This is a genomic window from Candidatus Nitrosotalea okcheonensis (assembly GCF_900177045.1).
Taxonomy (GTDB): domain Archaea; phylum Thermoproteota; class Nitrososphaeria; order Nitrososphaerales; family Nitrosopumilaceae; genus Nitrosotalea; species Nitrosotalea okcheonensis.
This window is the reverse complement of record NZ_LT841358.1, coordinates 336402-349285: the sequence shown is the minus strand read 5'-3', so window position 1 is coordinate 349285 and position 12884 is coordinate 336402. Positions and strand designations below refer to the sequence as shown.

The 12884-nt window shown below is 38.5% G+C and carries 11 protein-coding genes; 3 read left to right on the top strand and 8 right to left on the bottom strand.

Features of this window, described 5'->3' with window-relative positions:
* Nucleotides 1-22: 22 nt before the first annotated feature.
* Together aspS and BQ3481_RS02145 are read right to left on the bottom strand one after the other, a co-directional pair.
* On the bottom strand, nt 23-1312 hold the full coding sequence (gene aspS, locus BQ3481_RS02150; RefSeq protein ID WP_157926765.1) for an aspartate--tRNA(Asn) ligase: 1290 nt from the start codon (nt 1310-1312) through the stop codon (nt 23-25).
* A 10-nt stretch (nt 1313-1322) separates the two neighbouring features.
* Nucleotides 1323-1874 carry a transcription elongation factor NusA gene (locus BQ3481_RS02145; RefSeq protein ID WP_231911834.1) on the bottom strand — a complete coding sequence of 184 codons (552 nt, stop codon included), beginning with the start codon at nt 1872-1874 and terminating at the stop codon, nt 1323-1325.
* A 191-nt stretch (nt 1875-2065) separates the two neighbouring features.
* On the opposite strand from BQ3481_RS02145, the gene BQ3481_RS02140 reads away from it, so the two are divergent.
* Complete coding sequence (locus BQ3481_RS02140; RefSeq protein WP_157926764.1) at nt 2066-3001, top strand: ABC transporter ATP-binding protein; 936 nt, start codon at nt 2066-2068, stop codon at nt 2999-3001.
* Between the two features lie 43 nt (nt 3002-3044).
* Here the strand turns inward: BQ3481_RS02140 and BQ3481_RS02135 are convergent, their stop codons facing one another.
* Entirely contained in the window at nt 3045-3971 is a 927-nt protein-coding gene (locus BQ3481_RS02135) for a hypothetical protein (protein WP_157926763.1), read from the bottom strand.
* A 96-nt stretch (nt 3972-4067) separates the two neighbouring features.
* Between BQ3481_RS02135 and BQ3481_RS02130 the strand changes: the two genes are divergently transcribed.
* Complete coding sequence (locus BQ3481_RS02130) at nt 4068-5033, top strand: ABC transporter ATP-binding protein (RefSeq protein ID WP_157926762.1); 966 nt, start codon at nt 4068-4070, stop codon at nt 5031-5033.
* Here the strand turns inward: BQ3481_RS02130 and BQ3481_RS02125 are convergent.
* Both BQ3481_RS02125 and BQ3481_RS02120 read right to left on the bottom strand, forming a co-directional pair.
* Nucleotides 5030-8554 carry a chromosome segregation SMC family protein gene (locus BQ3481_RS02125; RefSeq protein ID WP_157926761.1) on the bottom strand — a complete coding sequence of 1175 codons (3525 nt, stop codon included), beginning with the start codon at nt 8552-8554 and terminating at the stop codon, nt 5030-5032. The two genes, BQ3481_RS02130 and BQ3481_RS02125, sit on opposite strands and share 4 nt — an antisense overlap.
* Nucleotides 8555-8637: 83 nt before the next feature.
* Complete coding sequence (locus BQ3481_RS02120) at nt 8638-9705, bottom strand: inositol-3-phosphate synthase (RefSeq protein WP_157926760.1); 1068 nt, start codon at nt 9703-9705, stop codon at nt 8638-8640.
* A gap of 86 nt (nt 9706-9791) precedes the next feature.
* On the opposite strand from BQ3481_RS02120, the gene BQ3481_RS02115 reads away from it, so the two are divergent.
* Nucleotides 9792-10730 carry a deoxyhypusine synthase gene (locus BQ3481_RS02115; RefSeq protein ID WP_157926759.1) on the top strand — a complete coding sequence of 313 codons (939 nt, stop codon included), beginning with the start codon at nt 9792-9794 and terminating at the stop codon, nt 10728-10730.
* Here the strand turns inward: BQ3481_RS02115 and BQ3481_RS02110 are convergent.
* Genes BQ3481_RS02110 through BQ3481_RS02100 form a run of 3 tightly spaced genes read right to left on the bottom strand, consistent with a single transcriptional unit; the run spans nt 10723 to nt 12828 of the window.
* Entirely contained in the window at nt 10723-11418 is a 696-nt protein-coding gene (locus tag BQ3481_RS02110) for a GNAT family protein (RefSeq protein WP_157926758.1), read from the bottom strand. The genes BQ3481_RS02115 and BQ3481_RS02110 overlap by 8 nt on opposite strands.
* Nucleotides 11393-12574 (bottom strand): class I tRNA ligase family protein, encoded by a 1182-nt coding sequence (locus BQ3481_RS02105; RefSeq protein WP_157926757.1) that lies wholly within the window; start codon nt 12572-12574, stop codon nt 11393-11395. Before BQ3481_RS02105 ends, BQ3481_RS02110 begins: the two co-directional genes overlap by 26 nt.
* Before the next feature lie 8 nt (nt 12575-12582).
* A complete protein-coding gene (locus BQ3481_RS02100; protein ID WP_157926756.1) occupies nt 12583-12828 on the bottom strand; it encodes an Lrp/AsnC ligand binding domain-containing protein in 246 nt (81 codons plus the stop codon).
* Between the last annotated feature and the right edge of the window lie 56 nt (nt 12829-12884).

Here is a 12884-nt window from a genome sequence, read left to right as displayed (position 1 = left end):
AATTTGATCAAAATTTATCTTTTTATGGAAATAACCGTTCTGGGTCACGAGGATACAAGACTACTTCCCTCACATTGTCAATTTGTGTCAATACTGTCATCAGCCTATCCAGTCCCAGTCCCCATCCTGAATGAGGCGGCATTCCCCAGTCAAATGCGCGCAAATGGTCCTCAAATTGTACTGGATCCAGTCCTTGCTCCAGCAATCGTGCTTTTATCTTGACAGGATCATGAAGCCTCCTACCACCAGATGACAATTCAAGATAACCGTATTGTAGATCAAATGATTTTGAAACCTCAATGTCGTCTTCTTTTTCATGTATGTAAAATGGCTTTAGTTTGAGTGGCCATTCAGTCAAAAAGTAAAATCCAGGATGAATCTCACCGAGTTTTCTCAGATGCGAATCAAGCAAATCATCCCCAAATGAAAGAGCCAGTCCCTGTTTCCCAAGCTCTTCAATGGCTTGCCTGTATGTCACCCTGTCAAATGGTGTTTTTGGTTTTCGAATTTCTATACCCAAATTCTTTTGCTCTTGAATGCATGTCTTTTCCACGTGTTCAAAGACAGAGACTATCAACTGCTCTAAAATCTCCATGACATCAGTATAATCCATAAATGCAGATTCAATGTCTACGCTTGTGAATTCAGTCAAGTGTCTTACAGTATGAGATTTTTCTGCCCTGTAAAATGACGAAATTTCAAATATTCTTTCAAGACCTAGTGTCAGTTGCTCCTTGTATAGTTGTGGACTCTGTGCAAGATATGCCTGTTTGTCAAAATACTTTAGAGAAAATAAATTCGCTCCACCTTCGCTTGCACTGCCAATAATTTTCGGAGTATTCACCTCAAGAAATCCTCGATCAGTTAACACTTTACGGATGCAAAGAAGAGTATTGTGCCGTATCTTAAATATTGATGCGGTCTTTTGATTGCGAAGATCAAGTGCTCTTGCATTGAGTCTGTTATCTATTCCACTTTCCAGCCTACCCAATGGGTCTATTGGTAATGGATGGATTGCCCTTGATAAAATCTCAACTTTTTCAGCTTTTATTTCATATGCAAAATCTCGCGCTTTAGATTCTTGTACCGCTCCAGTTATCTGTACTACGCTTTGTCTTGTCAGGTCTTTTACCTGCTGCAAATTTTCTGTGCCTGCAACTACAATCTGCGATACCCCGGTTACATCCCTCAAAGTAAGAAAGGTCAGTTTACCCAATTCTCTCAAGTCTTCCACCCATCCTCCAACCACAACTTTTTGTCCCTTCATCGAAGGACTGAGTGTACCAATATCATGAGTTTTTTTTATGTCCATCAAATCATCTTTACTTTCTTTCAAATTCCACTACTAGTTCTATCTTTCGAAGATCGTGTACTATTGCAATTACCTTGTCAACATCCATTGGAAAACGTGATGTCTTTTTCCCGGATACAATGACCTTTGTCTTTTGCAAGCCTCCCGGGGCCCAGACCTGATTTATACCAAGTATTTTGATTGGGAAAAACATGTCTTCAATGAGTTTTTTGTCGTCCGAGTCTTTATGCACAAGCCAAATCTTTCCATTAAATTCCCCTTGAAGTATCCCATAAAGCTCCCGACTCTGCCTAATTGTCATTATATCAGGGCTGCCAAGATACAGAACATAATTCCCATGAGATTCCCTGCACGAGATTAGTGTAAACTTGTCTATTGGATGTATTTTTTGGGAGAGTTTCACCAGTTTTATTGATGCGTCCACATCTGCCTTGGTCAATATACCTTGATCTAGTTTTGATTCACATTGAGGGCACAGTATGCCATTCATAGCATCAAAGTTACAAATTGGGGTTCTCAAGGAAATCGATTTTTTGCTTGCAAAAACTAGAAGATAAATCATGCGAAATACGGTGCTGTCTAATTGACGATTGATCTTATTTGTGTATAAGATCGGTTGAAAGATTTCTATTTCTTGATATTCCATACGTTATATGTTTGGAGGCAAAACATAATGCTAATCAGTACAACTACTCCAAAGGTAACAAAATAGTAATTCAAAACTCAAATGTACTACCCGCTTATAGAATACCTATGGTTACCCTGTCGGTAAATGATCTCATGGTACAGTACCAAAACCAAGAAAAGAAAATACATGCAGTAGATCACGTATCGTTTTCATGCAAGGAAAATGAATCTATAGGCATAGTGGGCGAGAGTGGATGTGGCAAGAGTACACTTGGTCTTGCAATCATGAAAATTCTTCAGGAAAATGCCAGTGTATCAGGTGAGATTCTTTTGGATGGCAAATCCATACTGTCAATGCCAGATGCTGAATTTACAAAAAATATCAGGTGGAAGTATGTATCAATGGTTTTCCAAGGTGCGATGAATTCCCTAGATCCTGTATTTACCATCAGGAAGCAATTCGAAGAAATTCTAAAAAAACATAACTTTGAAGGAAATTACAAACAGATAATTGAATCTGGAATATCGTCGGTTGGACTGACACATTCGGTTTTAGACAAATATCCGCATGAGATTAGCGGAGGAATGAAACAAAGAGTAATCATTGCCATGGCACTTGTTTTAAAACCAAAAATGGTGATTGCAGACGAACCTACCACTGCACTGGATGTCTTGGTTCAGGCACAGATAATGATTCTATTAAAAAAGCTCAAAAAAGAGGGGTTGTCGGTCATGTTGATCTCTCATGATTTGGGCATAATTTCAGAAATCGCAGAAAAAGTCGGGATCATGTATGCTGGACAGATTGTAGAATTTGGTAACATGCAGGATATTTACAGAAACCCAAAACATCCCTACACAATTGCATTACTAGAGTCCATACCAAAACTAGACAAGACCGAAAAAATCATACCCTTGAGAGGTAATCCTCCAAGTCTTGTAAATCCTCCAGAAGGATGCAGGTTTTATGACAGATGTTCCCAGGCAATGGAAAAATGTAAAAAAGATCCGCCTAAAATCAAAACAGTGTCAGGCTTTGTAATGTGCTGGTTACACGAATAAGAAAATCAATAAAGAAATTTTAAATTATAAAATTTTCTGGGTTTTACTTGAGACCTGTACCATTATAGTACGAGTTGTATATTCTAAGTGCATTATCCATTGAGACCTGTTTTGCTTGTGCCAACAAAGCGTTTCTATCTGCACCGTTTTCATTTGTTGTCACGCTGTTCAAACCATAATAGTTTGACTTGAGCAATGCAAGGTGTTTGTCATGAATTTGGTTGAATATCATCACTGCCTTTGCTAATGAATATGCTTGTTGTGGAGATAGTGAAGTTGCACCACCTTGTTCATTTGTTACAGAGTTTGGTTTGTAAGTGAACTGGCTTGGGTCTACATATTGGCTCAAGTCTACATATACTTTATCAGTTTTTGCAAGTTGGCTAACCAAAGCTGCTGCTTGAGCCTCACCATCATCTAATCCCTTTGTAATCTGGGCTTGTCTATCATAAGTTGCAATGGAATCAGTTGTTGGACCGGCTTTAAAGTCTGCATAGTTTTGTCTAATCTTGACTAGCTGATCAATGACATTTTGGGCTTGTGCAAGTGATGAAGATGTGGCTGAGTCAATCATGGCATTTCTATCCCTTCCCTGGGTATTAGTGGATGTGCTGTTCAATCCAGCATAACCAGTAGAGTCAATGGCCGATAATTGTCTAACGTGAATATTGTCAAATTGTGCAATTGCATTTTGTAATGAAACTTGTGATTGTGCATCAATGTTTCTTCCACGGCTGGTTTCATCAGTGGTAACGCTGGTAAGACCAGACCAGTTTCTTTTGGATTCATCCATGTTTGCAAACTGGTAGTAGCTCATGTATGTTGCCATAGCTTTTTGTTCTGCGACTTGCTGTCGGGCAGCAATATCTGACCAAGGATCATCTGCGAAAACTGCATGATTGAGGTAGACAGAACCTGCACTTAGCAAAAGACCAGTAATCATTACAAGTGCTAGTAACTGAGATTTCACGAATTTCTCTCATATCTTATGCCTTTTAAAACTTTGCGATGATCAGGTTTTGACCTATTGATCGCTTGATATATTTGCGATCATATTAGGAAGTGAATGGAAGAGATCCTTTCAGTCAAGGATTTGGCAAAATACTTTACCAAAAAAGGATTCACAGGAACTGACAAAGAGACAATTAGAGTAGCAGATGGAATTTCATTTTCAATCAAAAATGCCGAGACATTTGTACTTGCAGGTGAATCAGGATCAGGCAAGACCACTATTGCGCGCATTATACTTGGAGCGTTAAAACAAGATTCTGGTACCATAACATTTGCCGGACAAAAAATAACAAATCAAGCAGATAGTCTCAAAAAGATAAGGCTTGGTTGCCAGATGGTTCACCAAGACCCATATGCATCAATCAATCCAAGGATGACGGTTTTAGATATAGTAAAAGAGTCTCTTGAAATTCACAATGTTGGGAACAAGAAAGAAAGAAACCTCATTGCATTGCAGGCACTCAGTCAGGTGAAACTAGAACCAGTAGAAGACATTGCGTCAAAATATCCACACATGTTATCAGGAGGACAACGTCAAAGAGTTGCAATAGCTCGCGCCATTGTAACAAATCCAAAACTTGTCATAGCAGATGAACCGGTTTCTATGCTTGATGTATCAGTAAGAATTGGGATACTTGAGCTCATAAAAGAATTACAGGAAAAATATGGTATTGCTTTTCTTTACATAACACATGATCTGTCCACTGCAAGATACATCGGTCACAGAATTGCAATTTTATATCGCGGAAGAATTGTTGAGACAGGACCAATCAATGAAGTTCTATTTGCTCCACGCCATCCATACACTCAAGCACTCTTAGATTCCGTTTCAGAACCAGATCCTGACAATTTGTACAAGGATAGAAAGATACGGATTATAGAGTCTACAGAGGTCAATTCGTATCAAGGTTGCAGGTTCATGGCAAAGTGTCCTTACGCAATAGAAAAATGTAAACAGGAACCTAATCTTGAAAAAATTTCAGATACACGCCAAGTGGCATGTTTTGTCAAGATAAACTAGTTTGCCACTTCTGATATATTGGAAATTCTATGTGAAACAACATGTGAAACACCATTTCTTGGAAAGACACCATAGATCAGAGTTGCCTTTTTTACTACAGAGTCTTTTAGTGACACCATTATCATCTGACTTCCCTTTGCCCGGTCTTCAAGTATGGTAGCAAGTCTTTCAGTGTTCAATGCATCAAGATGTGCGTCAACTTCATCAAGCAAATAAAATGGAGATGGTTTTAGTTTTTGAAGTGCTAGTAAAAATGTGATTGCAGCAAGTGTTTTTTCTCCGCCACTGATTGATGTTGATTCTCTTTTTGGCTTGTTTGGAAATTGTACAAGGTATGATATTCCAGACGAGAAGATGTCATCCTCGTTTTGAATTTCAAGCCATGCATTCCCTCCAGTCATCTTGCTAAATATTTCACGAATATCCTTGTCTACTTTATCGTACGATTCCAAAAAGGTTTGGCGTTTGCCTTTGTCAATTTCTTCAATAAATTTCACAATTGAATTTCTTTCTTCTTCAAGTTCATTCTTTCGTGACGACATGGAGCGATAGCCATTTGATATCTCAACGTATGCATCAGGAGCCCTAGTATTAAGCGAACCAGATAGACTTCGTTTTTCAGATTCCAGTTCAACAATAATCTTGTCAACATCAAAGGATTCCAAAAGTGTACTATATCCATATGATTGCAAAGTTTTACGAATTCTTTCCTCGTTTTCCATCAAGTCCCTAACATCCCTAGATATGGAATCAGACTGCCTTTCCAAGCTGTTTACTTCCTTGCTCAGTGTCCTTTCAGATTCATACAGCCCCTTCAGATTAGAGTCATATTCTTTTAGTGTTGATACAGATGTTCCAGAGGTTGAAATCAATTGCTGTTCTTTTTCTCTCAATGTTACAAGCACGGCCTCTGCGTTTTCTTTTTCTTTTACAAGAGTTCTTGACTGGACCTCAATGTCATATTTTTCATGGTTTAGCGAGGACTGTTCTTGTGACAAGAGCCTGACATTGGCCTTGAATGAGTTTTCTTCGTTGCCCAGATTAGTCAGGTTTCCAGTCAACTCCCTAAACTGGGTAGATATAGTACTGTGTGAGCTCAGCAGGCTTGTACGTTTTTCATTCAGTGACGATAAAAGACTTGCTACCCTTGCTTGGCCTTCATCGGCATAGTTTTCTCGAGTCAACGATATGCGTTCATCCAATGATGATTCATAAGATTGCAGTTTTGACATGTTGAGTAAGACGCTCTCCTCTCTTTTTCTCAATTGCGAAATTCTTGAGGTCAGTTGATCTTCTGACATGCCCAAGTTTTTTAGTTTTGCCTTGATGTTTGTAAGGTCAAGACTAACGTTTGCCAAGCCAGTCTCGGAAGAATTATATCGATTTTCAAGACTGTCTGCAATTCTCTCAAGTTTTTTTAGTTGACCCTTTTTGTTTTGGATAAACTTCCTCAAAAGTTCAAGTGATTGTACCAGTCCGTCTACTGATGTACTCAATAAAATAATTTTTGTCAGATGGGAAACCTTGGAGTTTACATCAACTACGACAGCATTTGCATCTGCTTCAAAGAACTGCCCATCAATTGTCACTGCTCTGTAGCCTTTTTTAGACAACTCGTACGCCTTGTTCTTAGAGTCAACCAGCACAATATTTCCAAAGATAAAATTTTTTAGCGATTCAAATTTTTCGTTGCATTGTACAAATTCAGACAAGACCCCAAGAACCCCACCCTCCTTGTTGATAGATATTCTAGTGTCAGATATAGCATCTAGTGGAATTATTCGTATCTTCGGTAATTTTTTCTCTTGTGCAAATTCAGCAAGCCCAAGCAATGTTGCAAAATCATTTACAACCAACCCCTTGAGCCAGTCCGAGCCAACTGCAAGCAATGGCCTTTCATATTGTTTATCCCACGTCAAAATTTCAAATACGAGGCCTTGAATTCCAAGCCTCCTAGAGTCTTCTTTGAGTTTTGCAATAGAGTAATCTTCATGCATTACTTCTTTTACTACTTTGATCTTTGCTTCATATTGTGCGGCAGCTTTGCTTGCCTTTTCAAAAATTATCGCAGTTTCCTCAATATCTTTTTCTATTTTCACTCGTCTCTCACGAAGGTTCCCAAGTCTTGATTTTAGATCATTGATCATGGACTCATGCCCAGATCTTACTCGTCTCAGTCTTCTTTCAAGATCTAAGAGGTATTCCTTCTCGTCAAGTATTGATTTTATCTTCAATGAGTTTTGTTCCATCTTATTTTGAATGTCTACTCGCTCTTGCTCAAACTTTGACAATGCAAGTTTTGTTTCGTTTAGTTGATCTGTGAGTTTTTGTACAGTTTCATCAACTCGTAATTTGTTTGTGGCAATCTGAGATTGTTGTTTTAACACTTGACTTATTTCAGAGTCAACAGATGCAAGATCAGCATTTGTAGACTTTCGGGTTTCATTGATGATACCAATAGAATTTTTCAGTTCAGCGATTTGATTTTCCAACAAGGAACGTTTTTCATTCAATGTTGCAAGATCTGACTGGATTTCAGGAAGCCTGGAATCTATTTGTGATAGTCTTCTTGCATTAGTCGCAAGTTTGCTGTTTGCAGATTCAAATTGGTGCATGGCCGCTGCAATTTCCGAATCAATTGTTGCTTTTGTCTGGTTGTACACATTTACTTCATCCATGAACTTTTGTTTTTCTTCTTCAAGTTTTTTTATTTCATCACGAATCTGGCCACGCTGCTCATCAAATTTTTTAGACTCGGATTGGATGGCATTTAGGTTTCTTTCTTTTGAGATTTTGTTAGACTCGATGTCCCTTAGCTTATTAGAAGACTGGATTGCGTAGAATCGCTTTAGTTCCCTGTCAAGAATATCAAATCTGAGCTGGTTGTTTCTCTCAAGTTCCAACTCATCAATGCGCTTTTTTATCTCATCCATTCTGGCAAGCGCAATCTCCAGTCGCCTGTCTGCCTCATCAAGTTGCTTTAGTGATTCAACCTTTTTTTCGTCAAAGTATGCAAGACCAATTATATCCTCAATTATCTTTCGCCTTTCCTCTGCATTAAACTCTGATATTCTAGTGATTGTTCCCTGCTGGACAATGTTGAGCTTGTGAATACCACAGTTGGCTACCTCAAGTATGTCTAGAACATGGTTTCGGAGTACCTTTTTTTGATTTAAATAATAAATATTTTCGCCATTTTCATCCATTTCCCTAGTAATTGTCACAGTATTGGAGTCTACCGGAATCTTCCTATCAGAGTTGTCAAAGTGACAACTTACACGTGCAATCTTGGCCCCATGTTTTGCATTATCTACATCGTGCAATAATGAACGAAGTTTGTCTACTCTCATAACTTTGGGCGAGTTTTCCCCAAGTGAAAATGAGATGGCATCAAGTATGTTACTTTTCCCAGACCCATTTGCGCCAGAGATCGCAACCAATCCTTGCTCAAAGTTCACTAGTGTGTTTTTGTATCCAAATGACTTGAACCCAAATATCTCTAGTTTACGTATATGGACCAATGTATCCGATAATGCCTGAACCGAGATAACCGATTATTGACAAGTTTCCTTGAGCTGCTGAATAAAAATTATAATGTGAGATCTTAGTTATTGCGCTTGCCTTCTACAAACTCTCCAAATGCCTTCTTTGCCTCATTATATGGCATCTGGACTGGAGGATGTTTGAAGCAATAAGACGATATGCTTGTCATTGGCCCATACAATTTTCTGTCAAGCGCAATCTTTAGTCCTCTAATTGCATCGATCATTATTCCTGCGCTATTGTATGCATCAATTACTTTTAGCTTGAGATCTAACTTGACTGGGATCTTTCCGAAATATTTCCCCTCCAAGTTGATGTAACAGATCTTTTCATTATCAATAAAGTCAACATAATCACTAGGACCAATTCTCATTGGGATGTCATAGTCTGCCATTGCCTTGACCGCGCTAGTCTTGCTGATTCTCTTGTCTTCAAGTCTTTCCTCATCAAGCATGTTGTAAAAATCCATATCACCACCAATGTTTAGCTGATATGTTCCATCAATCTGAACACCTCTGTCTACAAAGAGTTTTACAAGTGTCTTGTGAACAACCGTGGCACCAAGCTGACTCATTACATCGTCACCTGCAAGAGGGATCTTTTTGTCAGCAAACGCCTGTTGCCATTTTGGCTCTGATGCGATAAACACAGGAATTGCATTAAGAAATCCCACTCCTGCCTCAAGTGCTTGACTGGCATAGTGTTTTACCGCATTGGTGCTTCCCACAGGTAGATAATTTACAAGCATTTCTGCTCCGCTATCTTGGAGAACCTTTTTGACGTTAACATCAGGCTCTTGAGAAACAGTGACAATTCGGCTCAAATGTCTACCTACTCCATCCAGAGTAGGACCTTTCTGTACAGTTATACCCATGTGAGGCACTTCTGCTACGGTAATCGTATTGTTGGGTCTTGCATAGATTGCCTCAGACACATCTTTTCCTACTTTGGTATCTGCCACATCAAATGCTGCCACCACTTCAATATCTCCTGGCTCATATCCCCCAATGTTAAAAGCTGTCAGACCTATAGTATCATGAGTATTTTGAGTGTAATATTTTCCACCTTGAATAATTGCAGAAGCACAATTACCAACACCAGCTATTGCAATCTTTATTTTCTTACCCAACTTCGATAGATACCAAATAATCCATCATATTAATTACTTGTGATCGAGAACAGAGGATTTTATAGCCCGGAACCAATTTATGTTTCATGATAGAACCAGGCAAACCAGTCAAAGATATTTGCATCAAAAAAGGTGACACCATTGATTCAATATTTGATCAAATGTCAAAGTCAGGAGGATTTGAGTCAAAAAATCTTGTTGATGGTCTCAACATTCTGACCGCCATGATTGAGGACAAGGATTGTTTAAAATTCATGTCGTTTGTTGGGGCAATTGTTTCAACCGGCCTAAGAGGGGTGATAACTGACATGGTAAAAAACAAGATGTGTGACATAGTAATAACCACATGTGGCGCTTTGGATCACGATATTGCAAGGCATTATTCTGATTATTTGGAAGGATCATTTACCATGGATGACAGTGAACTTTTGGAGGAAGAGATCCACCGATTGGGAAATGTTTTGGTTCCATTGAAAAGCTATGGACCATTGATTGAAGAAAAAATGCAGTCTTTTCTGCAAAAGGCCTACAATGAAGGCAAAAAAGAAATGTCAACTTATGATGTGACAAAGATGATAGGAGAGAATTTGGGAGAGGATTCATTCCTTTATTGGGCAAATAAAAATAAAATTCCAGTGATTGTTCCAGGAATAATGGATGGCGCAGTTGGAAGCCAAATCTGGATGTTTTCACAAAGTCATAATGATTTCAGATTAAACGTTACCTCAGATGGAGATTTATTATCTGGATTAATATTCAAGGCAAAAAAATCAGGCGCATTAATGATAGGTGGCGGAATATCAAAACATCACACCTTGTGGTGGAATCAGTACAGAGACGGATTGGACTATGCAGTATACATAACAACTGCTCAGGAGTTTGACGGAAGTTTGAGTGGTGCACTTGTCAGAGAAGCAATATCATGGGGCAAGGTTACAAAGAATGCCAAGCAGACTACAATTCATGCAGAAGCCACAACAATCTTGCCATTTCTCTATTCTGCCCTGCTTACCAAACTCAAATAGTGTAGACTGTCTTGTAATAGACTTGCTCAAACCCTAATTTTGCGTAAAACTCCAAGAGATTGTCTTTTTCATATGTTTCCAGAATTAAGGTCAGGTTTTTGGAATCTGCATGGTACGAAGCAAAATCAATCAAGGAAGTGGCAGCACCACGATATCTCTTAGATGGCAAAGTGCCAAGACAGTACAATCCCAAGATAGAATTTTTTTCATACAAAGCCATGCATGAGACTCTAGATTCATCCACCACATAGTCCACAGAATCAAGTGTGTTTTCTAGTATAGATGCCACTTGGCTTGACCAATCAAGGCAATCATACGCCTCACAAAAAATTCTGGTCCACAGACCAATATCATCATGTGTGATTTTCATAGCATTTATTTTCTTTGAAGGCCGTGTTCTTTTGAGAACGTGTTGTATGTCGTAGCGTACAAATCCTTTTTTTTCAAGCAGGCAATCAAGCTCTGGATATTGCAATGAGTAAATACATGGTACAGAGTGGTTCTTCTGAAAATATGTTATTGATTCATCAATCATGTCTTCACTGGTACATGTAATGCCAGCAAGTTTATCAAAAAAAACATCATCTGCAAGGTTTTGATTTAAAAAAAGTGTCCCGCATTCAAGTTTTGTGGCGTTACTCCATAATCCAGTAAAGCCAAGGTCATTGAACTCGATTTGTTGAATCATATTTTATACCAAGTACTTTACACAGGCGGTTAAAATCAATTTGAGTGATACTCTTTCCATTTTTTACTTTGATGCATATTTTTTCCAATTTTGCAAGAGCTGTGGGTGAATCAAGATCGTCATTTAATGATTCCATAAAATCATGTATCAGATTTGATATGGTGTCATGTGTGGTATCTGAGACTCGAAGTGCAGTTAGGCGAATCAAGTCAAGCAATGATTTGTTCATCACCAAATCATTTTCAGAAAAATTCATGTCGTCACGATAATGTTTTGAGAGAATATACAGCCGTATAAGATCAGAGTCATATTTTTTGATCAGGTCCTGTACCCAAACAACATTTCCTAGAGATTTGGACATCTTTTCCCCTCCAGATAAAACAAGGCCCACATGTACCCATGCTTTGACTGGTTGTTTTGAACCGGACAAAAGCTGGTATTGTGCCAGATGTGCCTCATGATGCGGATATATCAATTCCCGTGCACCTCCATGAATATCATAATTGTCGCCAAAATTTTCTACCGCAACGGCAGTATCTTGCATATGCCACCATGGAACACCCTTTCCGAATTCACTTTCCCATGAGAAATCAAAATAGTCAGTACAGTTCCATAGCATGACATCTTCTTGGTTTTTCTTGCCAGGGCCAATATCCAATCTGTGTAGGTTTAGCTGGTCTCGTGTCTGCTGTGAAATCTTCCCATAGTTTTGTGCTTGGGAGACATCAAGGTATACATTTCCATGTGCCATATATGCAATCTTTTTTTGCAGTAATTTTCTTATCTGCACCTCCATACTTGAAACATAATCAGACACATATGCAAGTTTATTTACACTTTGTATGCCAAGTGACTGCAGCGTTACTACAAATGCAGATGCATAAAACTTTGCCACATCTTTGTAAGTTGTCAAATTTTCTTTTGCTTTATCAAAGACATTTTGATTAATGTCAGTCAAGTTCACAAGAACATCGGTTTTGAATCCTTGATCATTCAGACACCTACACAGGAGATCATATACTAAAAAAATTCTTGCGTGCCCAAGATGTGTATAGTCGTATACAGTAGGACCACAAATGAACATCTTTACAAGATTTTTTTCAAACGGAACAAAGTCTTCTTTAGATAAAGAAAAAGAATTGTAAAGTTTGAGCATTTTTTGACTTAACGCCCACCCTGGGAAAGGATCGGAGTCAATGTCACAGTGGAACGAACTTTTGGGAGTCTTCGTATCTTGTGTGTAATTAGGGCTTCCAGTGTAGAGCCTGAATCAGCCTGTAGTTTTACAAAAATATCATAGATCCCATACGTACCTCTGACCTCTTTTACTTCTGAAATTTTTGCAAGCTCATTGATTATATCTACTTCAGAACCTAGATCACAATTAATGAGTATGTAGAGTGTTTCCATAAGTATAAACCGTTTTGGGCACATAAAACGATATCCATATTTAAAACGCCATATCC